We start from the raw sequence: 21,392 nt of genomic DNA, 5'->3' as shown, positions 1-21,392 counted from the left end.
ACATGACCAGCTCCACCGAGCACTCGGCCGAGCAGCTGTCGGCCACCACCCTGCTGCGCTTCGCCACCGCCGGGTCGGTCGACGACGGCAAGTCCACCCTGGTGGGCAGGCTGCTGCACGACTCCAAGTCGGTGCTCGCCGACCAGCTGGAGGCCGTCGAGCACGCCTCCCGCTCCCGCGGCCAGGAGGCTCCGGACCTGGCGCTGCTCACCGACGGTCTGCGGGCCGAGCGGGAGCAGGGGATCACGATCGACGTGGCGTACCGCTACTTCGCCACGCCCCGGCGGCGGTTCATCCTGGCCGACACGCCGGGGCATGTGCAGTACACCCGGAACATGGTCACGGGCGCCTCGACGGCCGAGTTGACGGTGATCCTCGTCGACGCCCGCAACGGTGTGGTCGAGCAGACCCGCCGGCACGCCGCGATCGCCGCGCTGCTGCGCGTCCCGCACGTCGTCCTCGCCGTGAACAAGATGGACCTGGTCGGCTACGAGGAGTCCGTCTTCGCCACGATCGCCGAGGAGTTCACGGCCTACGCGAGCGAACTGGGCGTCCCGGAGATCACCGCGATCCCGATCTCGGCGCTGTCCGGCGACAACGTGGTGGACGCCTCCGCCAACATGGACTGGTACGGCGGCCCGACGGTGCTGGAACATCTGGAGACCGTGCCGGTGAGCCACGATCTGACCAGCTGCCACGCGCGCTTCCCGGTGCAGTACGTGATCCGCCCGCAGACCGCCGAGCACCCGGACTACCGCGGCTACGCGGGCCAGATCGCCGCCGGCACGTTCCGCGTCGGCGAGGGCGTGACCGTGCTGCCGTCGGGCCGGACGTCGAGGATCGCGGGGATCGACCTGCTGGGCGAGCCGGTGGACGTCGCCTGGACCCCGCAGTCGGTGACGCTGCTGCTGGAGGACGACATCGACGTCTCCCGCGGCGACATCGTCGTGCCGAGCGACGACGCGCCCGCCACGACGCAGGACGTCGAGGCCACGGTCTGCCATGTCGCGGACACCCCGCTCACGGTGGGCGCGCGGGTGCTGCTCAAGCACACCACCCGCACGGTGAAGGCGATCGTGAAGGAGATCCCGTCGCGGCTGACGCTCGACGACCTGTCCCAGCATCCGGCTCCCGGGCAGCTGGTGGCCAATGACATCGGCAGGGTCCGGGTCCGCACCGCCGAGCCGCTGGCGCTCGACGCGTACGCGGACTCCCGCCGTACCGGGTCCTTCCTGCTGATCGATCCTGCGGACGGCACGACCCTGGCGGCCGGGATGGCGGGCGAGTCCTTCGCCACCTCCGGGGCCGCGCCGGCGCAGGACGACGAGGGGTGGGACTTCTGATGGCGATCGACGCGTACGCGACGTTCGCCAAGGAGGGCGGCCGCGTGGGCAGCGGAGTGCTCGGCGCGGGTTCGGGAGGTGTCACGCGATGTGTCCGATGACCGGCGCCACACCGCGCCCCGGACGAAGACACAGACCTGCCGATCTCCCGGCCGCGTCCCGCACCACCCGGAACCACCGGGGGACGTGAGCGCCGGGCCCCCGAGAGGAAAAGCCTCCCGTGCCTGCATCCCGTACGACCCCGCGCCGCGGTCTCGCCGCCGCGGCGTTGCTCCCCCTGCTGGCCGTCGCGGCCACCGCCTGCGGCTACGGCTCCCAGGCCAAGGACGACGAGAGGCCCGTGGTGGCCGCCGAGGGCAGGAAGCTCTCCGCCGACACCGTCCGCGTCGGCTACTTCCCGAACCTGACCCACGCGACCGCCCTCGTCGGCGTCCAGGAAGGGATCATCCAGAAGGAGCTCGGCGGCACCAGGCTCGCGCCGCAGACCTTCAACGCGGGCCCGTCCGCGATCGAGGCCCTCAACGGCGGCTCACTCGACATCGGCTTCCTCGGCCCCTCGCCGTCCGTCAACGGGTATGTGAAGTCCAAGGGCAGGAACCTGCGGATCGTCTCCGGTTCCGCGTCCGGCGGCGTGAAGCTCGTCGTGAACCCGGACCGGATCAGGACCCCGGACGACGTCAAGGGCAAGCGGATCGCCACGCCGCAGAAGGGCAACACCCAGGACGTCGCGTTCCTGAACTGGGCCTCCGGCAAGGGCTGGAAGGTCGACGCGGAGAGCGGCGAGGGCGATGTCTCCGTGGTCCGCACGGACAACAAGGTCACCCCGGGCGCCTACAGGTCCGGCTCCATCGACGGCGCCTGGGTGCCGGAGCCGACCGCCTCCAAGTTGGTCTCCGAGGGTGCGAGGGTGCTCCTCGACGAGACGGCGCTGTGGCCCGACGGGAAGTTCGTGATCACGAACGTGATCGTGTCGCAGACGTTCCTGAAGGAGCACCCGGACGTCGTCGAGGCCGTGCTCCGCGGCACGGTGAGGACGAACGCCTGGATCAACGCCAACCCGGAGAAGGCCAAGGCGTCCGCCAACGCGGCCCTGAAGGCGGAGACCGGCAAGGCGCTCGCCCCGGACGTCATCGATCCGGCCTGGCCGAGTATCCGGGTCACGGACGACCCGCTGGCCGCCACGCTCAGGACGCAGTCCGAGTGGGCGGTGAAGGCCGGGCTCATCGACGAGCCCGACCTGAACGGCATCTACGACCTGACGCTGCTGAACAAGGTGCTGAAGGCCGAGGGCAGGCCCGGGGTCGACGACGCCGGCCTCGGCGCGGAGTAGGCACCCGAGTACCCGAACCGAACGTTCCCAGGAGGTGACGACCATGGCCACCACGTTTGCCGAGGCCGCCGAGGACACCACCGCGGTGTCGCACGCCGCCAGGATCGAGCACGTCTCGAAGTCCTTCTCCGGTCCGGCCGGATCGCAGCTCGTCCTCGACGACATCAGTCTCGACGTCGCCCCCGGCGAGTTCGTCACCATCCTGGGCGCGTCGGGATGCGGCAAGTCCACGCTGCTCAACCTGGTCGCGGGGCTGGACCGGCCGAGCGCCGGGTCCATCGAGACGCCCGGCGGGCGGCCCGCACTGATGTTCCAGGAGCACGCCCTCTTTCCTTGGCTGACCGCGGGCAAGAACATCGAACTGGCCCTGCGGCTGCGCGGGGTCCCCAAGGCCGGGCGCCGTACCGAGGCCGAGCGGCTGCTGGAGCTGGTCCGCCTCGGTGGCGCGCACGGCAAGCGCGTCCACGAGTTGTCGGGCGGCATGCGCCAGCGGGTCGCACTGGCCCGGGCGCTCGCGCAGGACAGCGATCTGCTGCTGATGGACGAGCCGTTCGCGGCGCTCGACGCCATCACGCGTGACGTGCTGCACGGCGAGCTGACCCGGATCTGGCGCGAGACGAACGTGTCGGTCCTCTTCGTCACGCACAACGTCCGCGAGGCGGTACGGCTCGCCCAGCGCGTGGTCCTGCTGTCCTCACGTCCCGGCCGGGTGGCCCGCGAGTGGGCCGTGGACATCCCGCAGCCGCGCCGTATCGAGGACGCCGCCGTGGCGGAGCTGTCCGTCGAGATCACTGAACAACTGCGTGGGGAGATCCGCCGACATGGCCAGCACTGAAGTCCGCGACGGCGTCACGAAGGCGGGCACGTCCCCCGCCGGGCGCGACGACCTCGCCGGTCTAGAGGCCGGCCTGGACGCGCTCGACGCCGTCGAGATCCGCCGCACGCCGGTGCGCGAGTTGCTCGTGAAGAAGGTCGTGCCGCCGGTCGTGGCGGTGGCCCTCGTCCTCGTGGTGTGGCAGGTCCTGGTCTCCGCCCAGGTCACGACCGAGGACAAACTGCCCGCGCCGTCCGCCGTGTGGACGGGCCTGTCCGACATGTGGCTGCAGGGCACCCTGTTCGACGTCATCTGGACCAGCGTGTCGCGCGGTCTCTTCGGCTTCCTGCTGGCCCTCGCCATCGGCACCCCGCTCGGCCTGCTCGTGGCGCGGGTGAAGTTCGTCCGCGCCGCGATCGGCCCGATACTGTCCGGTCTGCAGTCGCTGCCGTCGGTGGCGTGGGTGCCGCCGGCCGTCATCTGGCTGGGCCTGAACGACTCGATGATGTACGCGGTGATCCTGCTCGGCGCGGTGCCGTCGATCGCGAACGGACTCGTGTCCGGCGTCGACCAGGTGCCGCCGCTGTTCCTGCGGGCCGGCCGGACGCTCGGCGCCACCGGCCTGAAGGGCACCTGGCACATCGTCATGCCGGCCGCCCTGCCGGGCTATCTGGCGGGCCTGAAGCAGGGCTGGGCCTTCTCCTGGCGCTCGCTCATGGCCGCGGAGATCATCGCCTCCTCCCCCGACCTGGGTCTCGGCCTCGGCCAGCTGCTGGAGAACGGCCGCAACAACATCGACATGCCGGGCGTGTTCCTCGCGATCCTCCTGATCCTGATCGTCGGCATCACCGTCGACCTGCTCGTCTTCAGCCCGCTGGAGCGCTGGGTGCTCCGCAGCCGCGGGCTTCTCGTCAAGAGCTGAGCTGATCACCGTGTACAGCCCTCACCACCCCGCCCGCCCCGTGCGCCCCCACCGGCCGGCGCTTCTCGTCGTCGCCCATGGAAGCCGCGATCCGCGGCACGCGGCGACCGTGCACGCCCTCGTACGGCACATCCGTGCGCAGGAGCCCGCGCTGCGGGTCGGCACGGCGTTCCTGGACTTCAACGCGCCGTCCGTGCCGCAGGTCCTGGAGCGGATGGCGAACGACGGGGTGGAGGACGTGGTGGCGCTGCCGCTGCTGCTGACCCGCGCCTTCCACGCGAAGTCGGACATCCCGTCCGTGCTGAGCGAGGCGCGGGCGCGGCATCCCCGGGTCCGCATCGCCCAGGCGGACGTTCTCGGCCCGTCCCCGCTGCTGCTGGACACGGTCGAACAGCGGCTGTACGAGGCGGGGCTGACCCCGGCCGACAAGCGCTCGACCGGGGTCGTCCTGGCCTCGGCGGGCTCCTCCGACCCGGAGGCGATCGCAGTGATCGCTGACATGGCGCGGGAGCTGCGGCACACCGGATGGTGCGCCGTGCGGCCTGCGTTCGCCTCCGCCGTCACGGCCGCCGGCCCGCCCCGTCCCGAGGACGCCGTGCGGGCACTGCGCGCCGGAGGCGTGGCCCGGGTGGCGGTGGCACCGTACGTCATCGCCCCGGGCCGGCTGCCCGACCGGATCGCGGACGGCGCCCGGTCGGCCGGCGCCGAGGTACTGGCCGACGTCCTCGGTGCGTCGCCGCGGCTGGCCCGGCTGATGCTGCGCCGGTACGAAGAGGCCCGGCCGGCACGCCGCCTCGCCGCCGCGGGCTGAGCGTCGGCTTCCGACGGGCGTACGGGTGCCCCTGCGAGCCGGTACGGGCGGCGGTTCGAACGTTGCCCGGCCCGGTGCGCCGCGGACCCGGTGCCCCCCGGCTCGGCGCGTTCCGGGCTGGGTACCTGCCCGCTGGTCGCGAATCGCACCCCGTGCGTGTCCCCCGCCCGTGCGCCGCACGTTCGGTGCGCCCCCGGGCCCGTGCACGCATGTTCAGTGCGGGTCCAGCTTCCCCGTACGGGTCCGCTTCAGCTCGAAGAAGTCGGGGTGTCCCGCTAGCACGCGGAAGCTGTCGAAGATCCGTCCCGCCTCCTCGCCCCGGGGCACGGAGTTGAGCACGGGCCCGAACCACACGGCTCCGTCCACGTGAAGCGTGGGCGTACCGACGTAGCCGCCCCCTGCGGGGTCCTTCCCGGCATCGTGGCTGCGGCGCACGGCGTCGTCGTGGCCCGGGTCGTGCGCGGCAGCGGCGAGCGCGGCGGGCAGTCCCGTCTCCGCCAGCGACTCGGCGATCACGGTGTCGAAGTCCTCGGCCCGCTGCCGGTGGATACGGGTGCCCATGGCGGTGTAGAGGTCGCGCAGGACGTGCTCGCCGTGCTGCTCCGCGGCGGCGACCGCGACGCGCACCGGTCCGATGGACCGGTCGACCAGGTCCCGGTACCAGTCGGGAAGTTCGTTCCCTACGTTGTGCAGGAGCAGGCTCATCGCATGGAAGCGGACGTCGACCGGGCGCCGGCGCTCCACCTCCAGCATCCATCGCGAGGTGATCCAGGCGAAGGGGCAGGCGGGGTCGAACCAGAAGTCGACGGTGGTGCGCTGGCCGCGATCGCGGTGCTCGTTCGTGCCGTGCTCGTTCGTGCCGTGCTCGTTCGTGCCGTGCTGGTCGACGTGGTGCTCGGTGGGCTTGGTCATGACGGTGAGCCTAGGACCGGGGTGTCCCGTCCGCCCGGGCCAATGGGCGCCGGTTCTCCTGGGCCATTCACCGCCACCGGCCCGGCCGTTCAGCCCCGCGGGTGCGGCGGACGGACCTCCAGGAAGCGGCGCCGGCTCCGCCCCCGGTACAGCAGGGCGTCCCAGCCGAGGCGCTGAAGGACCCCGGCGCAGTCGGCGAGGGCGTCCTCCTCCTCGCCGGCGGCCCCGCTGCCATGGGGTCCGAGCCACTCGACCGTGACCGTGCCCGGTTCGTCCGGGACCGGGCCCACCCGGTATCCGGTGGCCACCCGCTGCCCGGAATCGGCGTCCACGGCGGAGGGGGCGATACCGGCCGCCTCCAGCGCGAGGGCCACGGCACGGACCATCCGGCCCCGTTCCCAGGGTGCGGGAACCGACTCGGGGTCGGGAGCACCGGTGTTGGCCAGCCGCCGTATCTGCAGCATGCCCTCGAACGCGACCCGCACCTCGGCGGCCCGTGCCCGTGCCTCACGCGCACCGCCGGGGCGGGGCGGTCCGTCACCGTCCTCGTACATGGGACCGACGATAGGACGCGGCACCGACAGGCACCTGCCCGCCCGGCCGGGTGTCCGTCCGCCGCGCCGGGGCTGCCCCGCCGGGAGCCGGGCACGACGGGCCGGGCACGACGGTCGGACGCGACCGTCCGGCCCCGCGGTGACACGACGGTGGCGCCGTCGTGACGGAGACGACGAGCCGACGGCGCATGATGGCTGCGAGGAGGCCGACATGTCGCTCTACTACCACAAGCGGATCACGATCGTCCCGAAGCTGCTGCACCTGAACATCGGTACGCACGGCTGGTCCCTGAGCCTCGGCACGCGCCGGGCCCACATCACCCGGGGCAGCGGCGGCCAGGGCAGGGCGTCGGTGCGGCTGCCCGGCGGTTTCAGCTGGCACCGGCACTTCCGGCGGCGCTGAGCGGCGAAGGCGTGCCCCTGAGACGGGGCCGGCCAGGCGGGTGGGACGGGCATCCGCCCCCGGGTCCCGGGTCGCGGCACGCCGCCGACGGTGCCGGTGGGGAGGGAGTCCGGGGGCCGGTGAGCGTGGTCGCTTCCCGGCTCAGGCGGGGTCCCCGGTCATCTCCGCGAGCTTGACGACGGTGTTCCAGTTGCGGGTCGTGGCGACGAGCCCTTTGCTCACGCTCGACCGCGCCAGCGCGTCGGCCAGCTTGGATCGGCCGATTCCACCGGGCGTGTACAGGTACAGCGCACGCTCCCCGAGCCGGTAGTCCTCCGGCAGATGGGCGTCCCGGTCCACGCCTGCGAACCTGTCCGGGTCCACTCGCTGCGAGAAGTAGGTGACGTGCAACTGCCTCCCCTCGAGCCGGCCGGCCGGGAAGGGGCACTCCTCGACGACGGATGCGAGGTACGGGCCGCCGCGGACGAGGCAGTCCACGGTGAAGCCGAAGCGCTCCTCGACAGCCCGTTCGATGCCTCGGGCGAGCGCGTCCTCGTCGTCCGTCTCGCTGGTGAACACGGCGTTGCCGCTCTGCAGGTAGGTGCGTACGTGGCCGTGGCCGAGGTCCGTCACCAGGCTGTGCAGGTCGGCCATCGGGACCTTGCGGTGGCCGCCGACGTTGATGCCGCGCAGCAACGCGGCGTACGCATGGGTCTTCGCCATGCGCACACCATAGGACGGCCGCCGTGCCCCGTGGGGGAGGGCACGGCGGCCGCCGGATCACGCTGTCGGCCGGTCGGCTACTCGACGACCTTCAGCAGCTTGTTGGGCGTGCCCTCACTCGGGTTGCCGATCCTGTCGGGCGTGGCACCGTCCGTCAGGGCCTTGGCGACCTGGTCCGGTGTGGCGTCCTGGTGGGCGGCGAGGTACACCGCGGCGGCACCGACGACGTGCGGGGTCGCCATGGAAGTGCCGGAGATGGTCTTGGTGCCCTCGTCGCTGTCGTTCCAGGCGGAGGTGATGTCCGAACCAGGGGCGTAGATGTCGACGACCGCGCCGAAGTTGGAGAAGTCGGACTGCTTGTCGTCCTTGGTCGAGGAGGCGACGGTGATGGCCTCCCTGACGCGGGAGGGCGAGCCCTGTCCGGCGTCGCTGGACTCGTTGCCCGCGGCGACACCGAAGGTGACGCCGGCGGCCACGGCCTTCTGCACGGCCTCGTCGAGCGCGGGGTCGGCGCCGCCGCCGAGGCTCATGTTGGCCACGGACGGGCCCTGGTGGTTCTTGGTGACCCAGTCGATGCCGGCGACGACCTGCTCGGTGGTGCCGGACCCGCTGTCGTCGAGCACGCGCACGGCGACGATCTTCGCCTTCTTGGCGACGCCGTGGGAGGCACCGGCGATGGTGCCCGCCACGTGGGTGCCGTGGCCGTTGCCGTCGTCGGCGGTCTCGTCGTTGTCGATGGCGTCGAAGCCGTGGCTGGCACGGCCGTCGAAGTCCTTGTGCGTGATCCGGACCCCGGTGTCGATGACGTACGCCGTGACGCCCTCTCCGGCGCCGTCGGGGTAGGTGTACTTGCTGTCCCCGGCGGTGTCGGCCTGGTCGACTCGGTCCAGGCCCCACGAGGGCGGGTTGTCCTGGGTGGCGTTGACGGTGAACTTCTTGTTCTGGACGACCTTGTCGACGGCCGGGTCGGCGGCGAGGCGCTTCGCCTCGGTCTCCGAAAGGCCGCTGGCGGAGAAGCCGTTCACCGCCGAGCTGTAAGTGCGCTGGAGCGAGCCGCCGTACTCCTCGGCGAGCTTCTTCTTGTCCGTCTTCTCGTCCAGCAGGACGATGTAGCTGCCGGCGACGGCGCCTTCCGCGTTCGCACCGTAGATCCTGCCCTCGGCGGGCGCGGGAGCCGCACCGGCGAAAGAGGTGTTGAGGACGGTCACTCCGGCGGCGGCCGCAACGGCGGTTATTGCCGCGGTCAGCTTCATCCTGTTGGTGCGCTTGTGAGATGCCATGAAGAGGGGTTCTCCTCGTCATCATTTGTGGGGGGATTCGCTCCCGGAAAGAAAATCTCCGGGGGCTGAGTCGAAACCCTGACCGATTGACGGGCTCAGATCAAGACCTTCATCCAGGTGTGACTTGATCAACAAGCGTTCGTAATACGAAATCGGCCAGGACTTCACAAGTCGGACCATCGGTCGAACTTCCCTCACAGGCAGGGAATTTCTGTCGAGGAAATGTGCCCATGCGGTAATCGTGGCGTGCCCCCGGGTGATACGGGTATACGGCGACGAGCACTCCGGGGGGCGCGGGCAGATCGGGCGCCGGCGGGCGGTCGGCACCTCATCGGGGAAGCGCGGACCGCATTTGCGGGCGCGAGGATCGGCTTGATCCGAAAGGGATGTTCACGCCCCCTCAGGCGGGTGGGGGCACGAAGCCGCGGAGCGAGCGGCCGTGACGCCGGCTCCCGCGGGACGACTTGGTCATCCGACGGTCACAGCGTGAAGACGGGGCCGACCGACGCACGGTGGGCACGAGCGCACGCGGGCACGGCACGCACGCACGGACGCACCGCGGGCACGGCAGGCGCAAACGCACGGCGGGCACGGCGGCCGCGTACCGCCGCCGTGGCCCGTCCGCCGCACGCACCCTCAGGTCCGCGGCAGTTCGGCCTCGACGAGGTCGGCGGCGCGCCGCGTACCGCCCTCCAGGCTCATCGAACGGCGGATCCCCTCCAGACGGCGGGCCACCTCAGGGTCGCCAGACAGCGTGAGCACGGCCTCCCTGAGGTTGTCCGCGGTGGCCTCCTCCATCGAGAGACGGCGGGCCACTCCGAGTGAGGCGAGCATGTCGGCGTTGCCGAACTGGTCGACCGCCTGCGGGACCGCGACCATGGGCGTGGCGGTGGCCAGCCCCTCCTGGCTGCCGCCGGCACCGGCGTGCGTGATGAAGGCGTCCGCCTGCCGGAGGATCGCCTGCTGCGGCACCCAGTCGCGCACCTCGATGTTCGCCGGCACCCGGCCCAGCTCCGCCGGGTCCACGAACTTGCCGATCTGCAGCACCACATGCCACCCCGACAGTTCACCGAATGCCTTCACGCACTCGCGGTAGAAGCCGGGCTGCTTGGTGAAAGCCGAGCCGAGCGAGACCAGCAGCACCTTCCCCGCGCCCGCGGGCCGTCGCCACTCCCCCTGCTCCGCGCGGTCGCCCCGGCAGGCACCGACGAAGGAGTGGACGCGCTCGTCGACCCGGTCGGCGTTCGGCTGCAGCACCCTGGGGATCAGCACCAGGGAGCGGGCCGGGCGGCCGACGAAGGGGTCGGGGTGGACACCGATCCCGTTCTCCGACAGCCAGGACTCGAACCGGGCGTAGTAGGCCCTGCCCCGCTCGGTGGCCCTGATCGCGGCGGTCATCGGCTCGCCGACCTCCTTCTCGTAACCCTCCCAGGCAACGAGGTTCGGCGAGAGGGAGATCGCGGGCACGCTCCAGCGATGAGCGAGGACGCGCGCGGGGTAGGAGGTGATGTCGTGCAGGACGAGGTCCGGCTCGTCCCCCGCGAACGCCTCGGCGAGTTGCGGCAGCGCCTGGATCGCGTCACTGAGGAACGGCTCGATGTGGTCGATTGGTTCGGTGCCCCAGGCCTCCGGCTCGTCGTCGGTCGGCAGCGTGGAGTTCCAGAGCACCGGTTCCGCACCCGTCGCGGCGACCCTTCCTGCGAAGGACGGCGGGATCGCGTAACTGACGCGGTGCCCGCGGGCCACGAGCTCGCGGATCACTTCGATGCTCGGGTTCACGTGCCCGTGGGCGGCGATGGAGAACATGGCGATGTGGGCCCGCTTCGCTTCGGTCATGCCCCCACACTAAACGAGACGATACGTCTCGTGCAATTTCGATTCCGGTCGCCGCCTGATGCGGAATCAGTCGCACGGTGGCGGCGGGTACCGGATCGCCGCCCTCGACCAGCCGCTTCCCCGACTCCTCGCGGCCGACCCCACCTGCGGAGATGCGAGAATTCACGCCATGGACGAGACACGTGCGCGGGAGGTGCTGGCGGCGGCCGGACTACCGCGGACCGCGGAGCTGCTGGCGCTCGGCGAGAACGCGGTGTTCGCGTCCGGCCCCACCGTGGTGAGGATCGGGCGGAGCGCCGAACTGCTGGAACGCGCGGAGCGCGAGCTGGCGGTGTCCGAGTGGCTGGAAGCGGCGGATGTCCCCGCGGTACGGGCCGCGGAGCCGGAGGCGCGGCTGGTCGAGGGCCATCCGGTGACGGTGTGGCACCGGCTGCCCGAGGCCGTGCGCCCCGCGGAAGCACGGGATCTGGCGCCGCTCCTGCGCCGGGTGCACAGGCTGCCGGAGGCGCCGTTCGCACTGCCCGGGCGGGAACTGCTCGGGGGTGTGGAGCGCTGGCTTCGGCTGGCGGGCGACGCGATCGACCCGGCGGACGCGGCCTATCTGCGGGAGCGCCGGGACGGCTTCGCGGCCGCCGCCGCCGCACTGACGCCGCACCTGCCGCGCGGGCCGATCCACGGCGACGCGCTCCCCCGCAACGTGCTCGTCGGGCCGGACGGCCCGGTCCTCGTCGACCTGGAGACCTTCTCCTCCGATCTGCGCGAGCACGACCTGGTCGTCCTGGCTCTCTCGCGCGACCGCTACGGGCTCGACCCGGCGGCGTACGACGCGTTCACCGACGCCTACGGGTGGGACGTCCGGGCGTGGGGCGGCTGCGCGGTCCTGCGCGGCGCCCGGGAGACGGCGAGCTGCGCCTGGGTGGCGCAGCACGCGCCCACGAACCCCCGTGCCCTCGCCGAGTTCCGCCGCCGTGTGGCGTCGCTGCGCGCGGACGACCCCGAGGTGCGCTGGCACCCCTTCTGACGCTTCCCCGCTCCTCGGCCGCGGGCCGGGGCCGGCCGGCACGGCAGCCCTCGACCCGGCCGGGTCACCGGCTCCGCGGAATGACCGGCCAGGCCGACTCGACGACCGCCGTCGGGTTCGTGGTCCGCCGCAGGTACTCCTGCAGTGAGGCCGACTGCGCGGCAGCGGCACGCACCTGGAGGTCGTGCAGGTCCGTCAGGGACATCTTCCCGACGGGCCGGTGCCGCTCGCCCATGCGCCGCACCACGCGGGCCGCGGCCACCGCGTCCGCCCTGGCATCGTGCGCGTCCTCGAGCGGAACGCCGTAGTGCGCGCACAAGGCGTGCAGGGCGCGTTTGCCCTTCCGGTACTTGTCGACGTGCTTGTCGATCACCAGGGGGTCGACGACCGGCACGGGCACGGTCCCCAGCCGCTCGGTGATCGACTCCAACCCGTGGCGGCGGCACTCGCGGTCCAGCAGCGACAGGTCGTAGCGCGCGTTCATCACGACCAGCGGGGTCCCCGAGCGCAGGACCCCGGCAACGGTCTCCGCGATGTCCTCGACCGCGGACGCGGCCGGAACCCCGTGCTCGCGGGCATGGGCCGTCGAGACACCGTGGATCGCGGAGGCCTGTTCGGGTATCACGACCCCGGGATCGAGCAGCCAGGTCCGTTCCTCCGAGACGTCCCCGCCCGGCTCCAGCCGCACGACCGCCGCGGTGACGATGCGGTCGGTCTCGACGTCAGTACCGGTGGTCTCCAGGTCGAAGGCCGCCAGGGGCCCGGTGATCCAGCTCATCCCGCGGCGCCCGCTCCGGCACGGGCCGCGGCCCGGCACCCGGCCGGGGGAGAGGACGTCCGGAACACGTCGTCCGCGGCGACGGCCGCCGTCACGGTCCGTGCCGGGAGCGGGTCCGTGCCCGTCGCCCCCGGAGCGAACCCCACCAGTGGCCCGCGGTGCCGGCTCATCGTCCCCCCTCTTTCGTTGGTCCTGCTTGACGGAAGAACTCTCGCACGCGGCACTGACAGTCCTTTCCCGGGGCCGTCAGCGGCGTTCCGCCCCGCAGGCGTCGCCCGGACCTCCGGCGCGACCGGCCGGTCCCGGGGCGCCACCCGTTCAGGACACCGGCCGGGAGTCCGCCCAGACCGACTCGAACTCCTCGCGGTAGGTCTGGAACAGCCCGTGCTCGGTTTCCTGCCCGGATCTCACCACCGACCGGCCTCCGCCGCGCAGGACGAGCACCGGCGCCTCCATGCCGCGGGCCCGCCGGAGATACGTCTGGACGACGGCGAGCCCGTCCGCCCCGTCCCCGTCGACGAGATAGGCGGTGAAGCGCGGGGTCTCGTCGAAGACGTGGATCTCGAACGCCCCGGGGTCGCGGAGCCGTGACCGCACCCTCCGCATGTGCAGGATGTTCATCTCCACCGCACGGCTCAGCTCCCCCTTCCGCAGGCCCAGTTCGCGCTCGCGGCGCTTCACCGCGCTGCTCGCCGGATTGAGGAAGAGCAGCCGCACCCGGCAGCCGGATTCCGCCAGCCGCACCAGCCGGCGTCCGGAGAAGTTCTGCACCAGCAGATTGAGGCCTATGCCGACGGCGTCGAGGCGCCGCGCGCCCCCGAACAGGTCCTCCGCCGGAAGCTGCCGCTGCAGCCGCACGCGGTCGGGGTGGATCGAGACCACGTCCGCGTACCGGTCCCCCACCAGGTCCTCGACCGCGTCGACCGGGAGCCGGTCGGCGGAGGGCACGCCGGCGCCGCTGCCGAGGATCTCCAGCAGCCGCGCCGAGGCCCGTTCGGCCTGGGCCAGCACCGTCTCGTTGAGCGCCCGGTTGCGGGAGACCACGTTCCGCGCGACCTCCAGCTCGTCCAGCGCCAGTTCCACGTCGCGCCGGTCGTCGAAGTACGGTTCGAAGCAGGGCCAGTGCTGGACCATCAGCTCCCGCAGCTGCGGCAGCGTGAGGAAGCTGAGGACGTTGTCGTCGGCGGGGTCGAGGAGATAGCCCTTGCGCCGGCTGACCTCCCGTACCGCGACGGCGCGCTGCACCCACTCCTGCCCGGCGGGTCCCGCCGCGGCCACGACCCACTCCTCGCCGTGCACGGGTTCGTAGATGGGCCTCAGCACCGCTGACACGACCGCACGCAGCCGCTGTTCGACCAGATTCAGCCAGATGTACGCCCGTCCTGCCCGCTGAGCCCGGGTGCGCACCTCGCTCCAGGCGTCCGCGCTCCAGTCCAGTTCGGGTCCGATCTCGGATCCCATGTCCACCGGCCGGGCGAGGGAGACGGCGCCCGGCGGCGCGTCGGAGGAGTCCCCGTCGTGACCCGTGTCACCTGGGGGTAGCTCAAGCCCTCCCGAGCTCACCCGCGCACCGCCTTCTGCTCCCGCACACCCGTCTTCAACGATCAAGGAAGGGTACTCCGGGAGCGGGACGCGCTGCAGCAGGATCCACAGGCTCTTCGCTCAACTCCCCGCCGGAGGAGCCCCGTTCTGGTCCGCGAGGTCGGCCGGGGTGAGCGGATTCATAGCCGTGACGTCCCTGGGCGCCAGCTGGAAGCCCTGCCAGTGGACGGGCATCGGCTGCTGGTCCTCGTCGCGGGCGATGTGGTGGAAGCCGATGTGGACCCACACGACCGGGTTGGCGAGCGTCTCGCCGTTGACCCATCGGTCCACGCTGTCGGGCGCGTCCCGGCCGCAGTCGAGGATGTTGTTGCTGGCGAACTGCTCACAGGCTCGGTTCTGGGTGAAGTAGACGTCGTGGCGGGTGTAGGGACGTCCGGCGTGCTTGGCGGTCGGGCCGGGCACGATCTCGTAACTGCGGGCGTGCCCGTCGGCGTTGCGTCCCTTCGCGCTGACCACGCGCCACCAGCGCATCTCCCGGGCGTCCCCGGCCAGCTCCCTGGTGACGGGGGTCCGGGTGGTCCTGGTCGTGGGGCTGCCCTGGGCGGGGGGTGGGGTGACCGCGGAGTCGTACTGCTCTATCCGGTCCCCGGCCCCGCCGTCGAGTCCGAAGTTCAGCCGCCAGAAGACGTTGTGGCTGTGGCTGACGGCGTGGTCCTTCGCGCCCCTGCCGACGGGCCAGCCCCGGCCGTCGCCGGCGTCGTAGTCCGCGGGGGAGAGGCTGCCGGTGGCGCCCACGCTCGCCGACACGGTGCCGTCGGAGGAGAAGCGCCACTCGGTGATGTACTCGTACCAGGAGACCTTGTTGACGGTGTAGAGGAGCAGGTCCCTGCCCTCCTCGTGCCAGACGCCGGTGCCGTCGTCCTTCGCCATCCGGTAGGCGTGGCCGCGGGAGCGGGTGGTGAGGCAGAGCCCGTCGACGCGGCCGGTGTCGGGGACCTTGACGGAGCGGATGGTCCCGCCGGGGCACTCCTCGGGCTTCAGGCCCTGCAGTCCGTAGCCGAAGCCGAAGCCGGTGAGGTCGTCGTACTCGGCCCGCCCGTCGTCGTAGGGGACGTGGACCTGCGCGAGCTTGGCGCTGGTCAGCACAAGGATCGGCCGGGCCTCACCGCGCGGCTGGTAGCTGACGTCGTCCAGGACGAGCCCGGCCGAGGAGTCGTAGCGCCAGCACATCCGCCAGGTGGTTCCGCCGCCGAGCTTCTGCGTGACCCGGTAGGGCGCACTGCAGCCCGGGGCGGGCGGCGGGGTGGGGCCGGCCGGCGGTGCCGCTCCGGCCGCGGTGGGGCCGGCCGCGGTCAGCGCGCCACCGAGCAGCACGGCGGCGGCCGCCACGGAGGCGGCCCTCCGGGGGGCGCGCACCCGGACTCGGTGCTCCGCGGCGGACTCGGTATCCGGATGTCCGTTCCTGTCCGTGCGCATGCGAACTCCTCAGCCGGACGGCGCGACGACGACGGTGCGGGCGCTCAGGTCGACGGCGAGGTCCCTCGTGTCGATCCACGGCCCGCCGGTGATCCTGGTGACGACCCGCACGCAGCGGTGCACGCCGCAGGAGCGGAGTCCTGGCGGCACCCGGGCCTCGCGCTCCTTTCGGTACGCGTATCCGCTGAGCGTGAGCGGTGCCGGCGTGGTCAGATCCGCGCCGGTGGCGTCCCGGTAGTCCGCGCGGAGACCAGCGCCGTGCGGGCTCGCGAGGATCAGCTCGACCGCCTCCCGGAGTTCCGCCCGGACGGGGGACGGCTGCACGCCCTGCCGGGTGCTGCGGCTCTCGACCTTCCCGCCGGTGACGTCGACGGTCGTCGTGACGAGCCGGTCGGTGCGGTAGTCGTAGTACGAGACGACCGCGCGGCGCGGCGGCGCGGCGGATCCGGCCTCGGACGGCAGGGATTCGGCCAGATCGGCGGAGAGGTGCTGCGGACCCCGGTCGCCGGCCGCGTTCAGGGCGGTGCGTGCCGCCGGAGCGGCGGCGAGCCGCCGGGCGCGCTCCAGTTCGTCGTCGGTGAGCGGATCGCGTCCCGTGCCCCGCTTCCCCTCCGCGGGGGCCGCCGCGACGACCCCGGGTCCGGGCGGGGGCGGGGCGTGCGGCTCCCCGGGCGCCCGCTGCCCTGCGGCGGCCGGGGCACCCTGGCCCGCCCGGGCTCCCGCCGTGTCCGGCAGGGTGACGGCGACCATCGCGGCCGTGCCGGTCACCGCAATGGCGGTGCCCGCCACCAGCTTCCCCAGGTGGCGGCGCATCAATGTGCGCACTTTTCCCCCCTCGTACCCGTGGTCACCCGGTAGGACGGTGGTAAGTCCTAGGAGGTTGCCCAACTTTCGGGGAGGATCTGGCCGAAGAGGTCCCCAACACCCGGATCAGAAGTGGAAGAGTCTTATCTATGCAGGTCTGGCCGGGACAGGCGTATCCACTCGGTGCCACGTACGACGGCGCCGGCACCAATTTCGCGGTCTACTCAGAGGCCGCGCACCGAATCGAGCTGTGTCTGCTCCACGACGACGGCTCCGAGACCGCGGTCGAGCTCCGCGAGACCGACGCGTTCGTGCGCCATGCCTACCTGCCGGGCGTGATGCCCGGACAGCGCTACGGCTTCCGCGTGCACGGCCCGTACGAGCCCGAGCACGGGCAGCGGTGCAACTCCGCGAAACTGCTCCTCGACCCGTACGCGCGGGCGATGAGCGGCCGCGTCGACTGGGGGGAGGCGGTCTACGGCTACCACTTCGGCAGACCGGACTCGCGCAACGATCTCGACTCCGCGCCGCACACGATGGCGTCGGTCGTCGTCAACCCGTACTTCGACTGGGGTGACGACCGCCCGCCGCGCACCGACTACCACCGCACGGTCATCTACGAGGCCCATGTCAAGGGCCTGACGATGCTGCACCCCGCGCTGCCGGAGGAACTGCGCGGGACGTACGCCGGGCTCGCCCATCCCGAGGTGATCTCGCACCTGACGGAACTGGGCGTCACGGCACTGGAGTTGATGCCGGTGCACCAGTTCGTCAACGACCACCGCCTGGTCGACGCGGGGCTGAACAACTACTGGGGCTACAACACCATCGGGTTCTTCGCCCCGCACAACAGCTACGCGTCCTGGGGGGACCGGGGCCAGCAGGTCCTGGAGTTCAAGTCCGCGGTGCGGGCGCTGCACCAGGCGGGCATCGAGGTCATCCTCGACGTCGTCTACAACCACACCGCCGAGGGGAACCACCTCGGCCCGACGCTCTCCTTCCGCGGTATCGACAATGCCTCGTACTACCGGCTCACCGAGGACCGCCGGTACTACATGGACACGACCGGCACCGGCAACTCGATGCTGATGCGCTCCCCGCACGTCCTCCAGCTGATCATGGACTCGCTGCGGTACTGGGTCACCGAGATGCACGTCGACGGTTTCCGCTTCGACCTGGCGGCGACCCTCGCACGGCAGTTCCACGAGGTGGACCGGCTGTCGTCGTTCTTCGACCTGGTCCAGCAGGACCCGGTGGTCAGCCAGGTGAAGCTGATCGCCGAGCCGTGGGACGTCGGCGAGGGCGGCTACCAGGTGGGCAGGTTCCCACCGCTGTGGACGGAGTGGAACGGCATGTACCGGGACACGGTGCGGGACCTGTGGCGCGGGGAGCCGCGCACCCTGGCCGAGTTCGCGTCCCGGCTGACCGGCTCCTCCGACCTGTACCAGGACGACGGCCGGCGCCCGCTCGCCTCGGTCAACTTCGTCACCTGCCACGACGGGTTCACCCTGCACGACCTTGTCTCCTACAACGAGAAGCACAACGAGGCCAACGGGGAGGGCAACCGGGACGGGGAGAGCCACAACCGGTCCTGGAACTGCGGCGCGGAGGGGGAGACGGAGGACGGCGGGGTCCGGGAGCTGCGCAACCGCCAGATGCGCAACTTCATCGCCACGCTGATGCTGTCCCAGGGCGTGCCGATGCTCAGCCACGGCGACGAGTTCGCCCGCACCCAGCAGGGCAACAACAACGCGTACTGCCAGGACAACGAGCTGTCCTGGGTGCGCTGGCCGGAGTCGACGGCGGACCAGGACGGCACGCTGCTCGCGTTCACCCGCGCGATGGTGTGGCTGCGCCGCGACCACCAGGTGTTCCGGCGGCGGCGCTTCTTCCACGGCCGGCCGGTGGAGGGCACGCACGACGAACTGTCCGACATCGCCTGGTTCACCCCGGAGGGCGGGGAGATGACGTCGCGGGACTGGCAGGCGGCCCATGCGAAGGCCCTGACGGTCTTCCTGAACGGCCACGCCATCTCGGAACCGGGGCCGCGCGGCGAGCGGATCTCGGACGACTCGTTCCTGCTGATGTTCAACGCGAGCGACGAGGACCTGGACTTCGCCGTGCCGGTCGACCACGGCCGGCAGTGGCAGGTCGTGGTCGACACGGCACGGCCCGAAGGCGTCCCCCCGGGCCAGGGGCCGAAGGTTGACGCGGGCGAGCGGATCAGGATGATCAGCCGGAGCCTGACGGTGCTGCGGCGGCCGGCGTAGTCCCCGACGGGCGTGGCGCGCCCCGGCACGGGTCGTCCCCGGGCCGGGGCGCGTTCGCCGTATCAGGTGAACGTGCGGGCGGTGACGGCCGCCGGTGCGGCGGCCGGTGACACAGAGGGGCGCGATCCGGGTACGTACGTTCGCATGACGCCCACCGCCACGTACCGGCTCCAGCTGCAACCGGACTTCCCCTTCCGGGCCGCCGAGGAGGCGGTCCCCTATCTCGCCGGCCTCGGCGTCTCCCATCTGCACCTCTCCCCCGTCCTGGAGGCGGTGCCCGGCTCCCCGCACGGGTACGACGTCGTCGACCACGACCGGGTGCGGGAGGAGCTCGGCGGCGAGGAGGGGCTGCGCGCGCTGGCGCGCACGGCACGCGAGCACGGTCTCGGGCTGGTGGTCGACATCGTGCCCAACCACATGGCCGCCGTCCCCCGGTACAACCGGGCCCTCCGGGAGGTACTGCGGGAGGGGCCGGAGTCGCCGTTCGCCCGCTGGTTCGACATCGACTGGGACGCGGGTGGCGGGAAGGTGCTGGTGCCGGTGCTGGGCGAGCGGCTGGGCGAGGAGCTCGGAGCGCTGCGGGTGGAGGGGCGGACCCTCCACTACGGCGAACACACGTTCCCGCTCCGGGAGGGCACGGAGGAGCTGCCGCTGCCGGAGCTGCTGGACGCGCAGTGGTACCGGCTCGGCTGGTGGCGGCTGGCCCGCACCGAGCTGAACTACCGGCGGTTCTTCACCGTCTCCGATCTGATCGGGGTCCGGGTGGAGGACCCGGAGGTGTTCGCCGCCACCCACGCGAAGATCCTGGAGCTGGTGCGGGACGGGGTGGTGGAGGGGCTGCGGATCGACCACCCGGACGGGCTCGCCGACCCGGAGGGCTATCTGCTGCGGCTGCACGAGGCGGCGGGAGGCTGCTGGACGGTCGTCGAGAAGATCCTCACCGGCGACGAGCGGCTGCCGGCGTCCTGGCCGGTCGCCGGCACCACCGGGTACGACGCGCTGTACCGGATCGACGGGCTGTTCACCGACCCGGACGGAGCCGGGGAACTGCTCCGGCAGTACCGAAACCACGCGGCTCCCGCCGGGGACCGCGGCGGCTACTGGGGGGCGACCGTGCGGCGTGCCGCCTACAAGGTGGTGACGCACGAGCTGGCGGCCGAGACCGAGGCCCTGACCCGGCTGGCCGAGCGGGTCTGCGCGGCGGACACGGCGTTGCGCGACCATGCGCCCTGGGCGCTGCGCACCGCGATCCGCGAACTGCTGGTGCGTGTGCCCGTGTACCGCCCGTACCGCACCGGCGGCGAGTCGGTGGTGACGGCGGACGCGGCTCTGCGGGCGAGGGCCGTGTTCACCGTGGCCCGGGAGGGCGACGCTGTCGACGTGGTCCGGGACCTGGCGCTGGGCCGGCTCGGCGACGGCCCGGACCACCGGGCGTTCCGGGCGCGGTTCGCGCAGACGTCGTCGGCGCTGCGGGCGAAGTCGGTGGAGGACACGGCCTTCTACCGCTACGTACCGCTGCTGTCGGCCAACGAGGTGGGCGGCGACCCCGGCCGGCCGGCGGTGGCTCCGGAGGAGTTCCACACCTACTGCGCCCGGCTCGCCCGGGACTGGCCGGCCACCGGGACGGTGCTCTCCACGCACGACACCAAGCGCAGCGCGGACGTACGGGCGCGCATCGCGGTGCTGTCGGAGTGCCCGGAGCGGTGGGAGCGGCTGCTGACGAGCCTGGCCTGGGCGCCGGCACCGGACCGGCATTTCGCGTGGGTGGCGTGGCAGACGGCCTGCGGTTTCGGGCTCCCCCATCCGGAGCGGCTCGGTCCGGCGCTGCTGAAGTCGGTGCGGGAGGCGGGGCTGCACACCAGCTGGACCGAACCGGACGAGGGGTACGAGCGGGCCGTGGAGGAGTTCGTGGAGGCGGGGCCCGCGGGACCGCCCATGTACCAGGTGGCGCTGTTCGCCCGGGAACTCGACCCGTACGTACGGGCCACCTCGCTCGGCGCGGCACTGGTGCACCTGACCATGCCGGGGGTGCCGGATCTGTACCAGGGCACGGAGGGCGAGTACTTCGCGCTGGTGGACCCGGACAACCGGCGGCCGTTCCGGGAGCGGGGCGAGGACCGGAAGACGGCCGTGACGAAGGCGGCGCTGGACCTGCGCCTGCGGCGCCCGGGCGTCTTCGGCGAGTCGGGCACGTACGCCCCGCTGACGGCGGAGGGGCCGGCGGCCGGGCACTGCCTGGCGTTCTCCCGCTCGGGCGCGGCGATCACGGCGGTCACCCGGCTGGCGCTACGGCTGGAGGAGTCGGGCGGCTGGCGGGACACCGCGCTGCCGCTGCCGGCCGGGCGGTGGACGGATCTGCTGTCCCCCGGCCGGGAGTTCACCGGCGGCGGTCCCGTGCCGCTGGCGGAGCTGTTCGCCGCGGGTCCGGTCGCGCTGCTGGAACGCACGGCGGACGGCTGAGCGGCGGCCGCCGGCATCCGGCGGGTCCGGCGGGTCCGGCGGTGTCCGGCGGTCCGGCGGCACAGGCGTCCGGCGGCACAGGTGGGTCCGGCGGTCCGGCGGCTCAGTCGGGGTCCGGGACCCGGAATCCCGGA

General features: G+C 72.3%; 18 protein-coding genes. 9 read left to right on the top strand and 9 right to left on the bottom strand.

Annotated elements, in window-relative coordinates:
* The first annotated feature begins 2 nt into the window (after positions 1–2).
* The 5 genes from AB0J10_RS09070 (at position 3) to AB0J10_RS09050 (ending at position 5,220) form a co-directional block, all read left to right on the top strand.
* Complete coding sequence (locus AB0J10_RS09070; RefSeq protein WP_363059355.1) at positions 3–1,343, top strand: GTP-binding protein; 1,341 nt, start codon at positions 3–5, stop codon at positions 1,341–1,343.
* A 220-nt stretch (positions 1,344–1,563) separates the two neighbouring features.
* Positions 1,564–2,673 (top strand): aliphatic sulfonate ABC transporter substrate-binding protein, encoded by a 1,110-nt coding sequence (locus AB0J10_RS09065; RefSeq protein ID WP_363059353.1) that lies wholly within the window; start codon positions 1,564–1,566, stop codon positions 2,671–2,673.
* A gap of 43 nt (positions 2,674–2,716) precedes the next feature.
* Complete coding sequence (locus AB0J10_RS09060) at positions 2,717–3,508, top strand: ABC transporter ATP-binding protein (RefSeq protein WP_283298828.1); 792 nt, start codon at positions 2,717–2,719, stop codon at positions 3,506–3,508.
* The gene (locus AB0J10_RS09055) at positions 3,495–4,409 is read left to right on the top strand and encodes an ABC transporter permease (RefSeq protein ID WP_363059351.1); all 915 of its coding nucleotides are present in this window, start codon (positions 3,495–3,497) and stop codon (positions 4,407–4,409) included. The genes AB0J10_RS09060 and AB0J10_RS09055 overlap by 14 nt, the downstream gene beginning before the upstream one ends.
* Positions 4,410–4,419: 10 nt before the next feature.
* Entirely contained in the window at positions 4,420–5,220 is an 801-nt protein-coding gene (locus AB0J10_RS09050) for a sirohydrochlorin chelatase (RefSeq protein WP_363059349.1), read from the top strand.
* Positions 5,221–5,433: 213 nt separating this feature from the next.
* Here the strand turns inward: AB0J10_RS09050 and AB0J10_RS09045 are convergent, their stop codons facing one another.
* Entirely contained in the window at positions 5,434–6,132 is a 699-nt protein-coding gene (locus AB0J10_RS09045) for a DsbA family protein (protein WP_363059347.1), read from the bottom strand.
* Positions 6,133–6,221: 89 nt separating this feature from the next.
* Positions 6,222–6,686 (bottom strand): hypothetical protein, encoded by a 465-nt coding sequence (locus AB0J10_RS09040; protein ID WP_363059345.1) that lies wholly within the window; start codon positions 6,684–6,686, stop codon positions 6,222–6,224.
* A gap of 211 nt (positions 6,687–6,897) precedes the next feature.
* On the opposite strand from AB0J10_RS09040, the gene AB0J10_RS09035 reads away from it, so the two are divergent.
* On the top strand, positions 6,898–7,089 hold the full coding sequence (locus AB0J10_RS09035; protein WP_363059343.1) for a DUF4236 domain-containing protein: 192 nt from the start codon (positions 6,898–6,900) through the stop codon (positions 7,087–7,089).
* Between the two features lie 141 nt (positions 7,090–7,230).
* Here AB0J10_RS09035 and AB0J10_RS09030 read toward each other — a convergent pair whose 3' ends face one another.
* The 3 genes from AB0J10_RS09030 to mgt form a co-directional block, all read right to left on the bottom strand.
* On the bottom strand, positions 7,231–7,791 hold the full coding sequence (locus tag AB0J10_RS09030) for a DUF1697 domain-containing protein (RefSeq protein ID WP_363059341.1): 561 nt from the start codon (positions 7,789–7,791) through the stop codon (positions 7,231–7,233).
* A 77-nt stretch (positions 7,792–7,868) separates the two neighbouring features.
* Complete coding sequence (locus AB0J10_RS09025; RefSeq protein ID WP_363059339.1) at positions 7,869–9,071, bottom strand: S8 family peptidase; 1,203 nt, start codon at positions 9,069–9,071, stop codon at positions 7,869–7,871.
* 636 nt (positions 9,072–9,707) lie between these two features.
* The gene (gene mgt / locus AB0J10_RS09020; protein ID WP_363059337.1) at positions 9,708–10,907 is read right to left on the bottom strand and encodes a macrolide-inactivating glycosyltransferase; all 1,200 of its coding nucleotides are present in this window, start codon (positions 10,905–10,907) and stop codon (positions 9,708–9,710) included.
* Between the two features lie 169 nt (positions 10,908–11,076).
* Here mgt and AB0J10_RS09015 point away from each other — a divergent pair, with 169 nt between their 5' ends.
* Positions 11,077–11,928, top strand: a complete 852-nt coding sequence (locus AB0J10_RS09015) for an aminoglycoside phosphotransferase family protein (protein ID WP_363059335.1) — start codon at positions 11,077–11,079, stop codon at positions 11,926–11,928.
* 64 nt (positions 11,929–11,992) lie between these two features.
* Here the strand turns inward: AB0J10_RS09015 and AB0J10_RS09010 are convergent, their stop codons facing one another.
* The 4 genes from AB0J10_RS09010 to AB0J10_RS08995 all read right to left on the bottom strand — a co-directional run bounded on the left by AB0J10_RS09010 (position 11,993) and on the right by AB0J10_RS08995 (position 16,549).
* On the bottom strand, positions 11,993–12,706 hold the full coding sequence (locus AB0J10_RS09010; protein ID WP_363059333.1) for an exonuclease domain-containing protein: 714 nt from the start codon (positions 12,704–12,706) through the stop codon (positions 11,993–11,995).
* Between the two features lie 318 nt (positions 12,707–13,024).
* Complete coding sequence (locus AB0J10_RS09005; RefSeq protein WP_363059331.1) at positions 13,025–14,269, bottom strand: SAV2148 family HEPN domain-containing protein; 1,245 nt, start codon at positions 14,267–14,269, stop codon at positions 13,025–13,027.
* Between the two features lie 99 nt (positions 14,270–14,368).
* Entirely contained in the window at positions 14,369–15,724 is a 1,356-nt protein-coding gene (locus AB0J10_RS09000) for a copper amine oxidase (protein WP_363059329.1), read from the bottom strand.
* 9 nt (positions 15,725–15,733) lie between these two features.
* The gene (locus AB0J10_RS08995; protein ID WP_363059327.1) at positions 15,734–16,549 is read right to left on the bottom strand and encodes a Tat pathway signal sequence domain protein; all 816 of its coding nucleotides are present in this window, start codon (positions 16,547–16,549) and stop codon (positions 15,734–15,736) included.
* Positions 16,550–16,677: 128 nt separating this feature from the next.
* On the opposite strand from AB0J10_RS08995, the gene glgX reads away from it, so the two are divergent.
* Both glgX and treY read left to right on the top strand, forming a co-directional pair.
* Positions 16,678–18,798, top strand: coding sequence for a glycogen debranching protein GlgX (glgX, locus tag AB0J10_RS08990; RefSeq protein WP_363059325.1), 2,121 nt, complete (start codon positions 16,678–16,680; stop codon positions 18,796–18,798).
* Positions 18,799–18,942: 144 nt separating this feature from the next.
* Positions 18,943–21,258 (top strand): malto-oligosyltrehalose synthase, encoded by a 2,316-nt coding sequence (treY, locus tag AB0J10_RS08985; RefSeq protein ID WP_363059323.1) that lies wholly within the window; start codon positions 18,943–18,945, stop codon positions 21,256–21,258.
* Positions 21,259–21,392 lie beyond the last annotated feature (134 nt).

Source organism: Streptomyces sp. NPDC049887 (genome assembly GCF_040656535.1).
GTDB lineage: Bacteria > Actinomycetota > Actinomycetes > Streptomycetales > Streptomycetaceae > Streptomyces.
This window is presented reverse-complemented; position numbering and strand designations above follow the sequence as displayed.

Bases quoted from the DNA above. Each gene is read 5' to 3' on its own strand.
- AB0J10_RS09070 (WP_363059355.1), top strand. From the start codon at position 3: ATGACCAGCTCCACCGAGCACTCGGCCGAGCAGCTGTCGGCCACCACC.
- AB0J10_RS09060 (WP_283298828.1), top strand. From the start codon at position 2,717: ATGGCCACCACGTTTGCCGAGGCCGCCGAGGACACCACCGCGGTGTCG.
- AB0J10_RS09055 (WP_363059351.1), top strand. From the start codon at position 3,495: ATGGCCAGCACTGAAGTCCGCGACGGCGTCACGAAGGCGGGCACGTCC.
- AB0J10_RS09045 (WP_363059347.1), bottom strand. From the start codon at position 6,132: ATGACCAAGCCCACCGAGCACCACGTCGACCAGCACGGCACGAACGAG.
- AB0J10_RS09040 (WP_363059345.1), bottom strand. From the start codon at position 6,686: ATGTACGAGGACGGTGACGGACCGCCCCGCCCCGGCGGTGCGCGTGAG.
- AB0J10_RS09035 (WP_363059343.1), top strand. From the start codon at position 6,898: ATGTCGCTCTACTACCACAAGCGGATCACGATCGTCCCGAAGCTGCTG.
- AB0J10_RS09030 (WP_363059341.1), bottom strand. From the start codon at position 7,791: ATGGCGAAGACCCATGCGTACGCCGCGTTGCTGCGCGGCATCAACGTC.
- AB0J10_RS09025 (WP_363059339.1), bottom strand. From the start codon at position 9,071: ATGGCATCTCACAAGCGCACCAACAGGATGAAGCTGACCGCGGCAATA.
- mgt (WP_363059337.1), bottom strand. From the start codon at position 10,907: ATGACCGAAGCGAAGCGGGCCCACATCGCCATGTTCTCCATCGCCGCC.
- AB0J10_RS09015 (WP_363059335.1), top strand. From the start codon at position 11,077: ATGGACGAGACACGTGCGCGGGAGGTGCTGGCGGCGGCCGGACTACCG.
- AB0J10_RS09010 (WP_363059333.1), bottom strand. From the start codon at position 12,706: ATGAGCTGGATCACCGGGCCCCTGGCGGCCTTCGACCTGGAGACCACC.
- AB0J10_RS09000 (WP_363059329.1), bottom strand. From the start codon at position 15,724: ATGCGCACGGACAGGAACGGACATCCGGATACCGAGTCCGCCGCGGAG.
- glgX (WP_363059325.1), top strand. From the start codon at position 16,678: ATGCAGGTCTGGCCGGGACAGGCGTATCCACTCGGTGCCACGTACGAC.
- treY (WP_363059323.1), top strand. From the start codon at position 18,943: ATGACGCCCACCGCCACGTACCGGCTCCAGCTGCAACCGGACTTCCCC.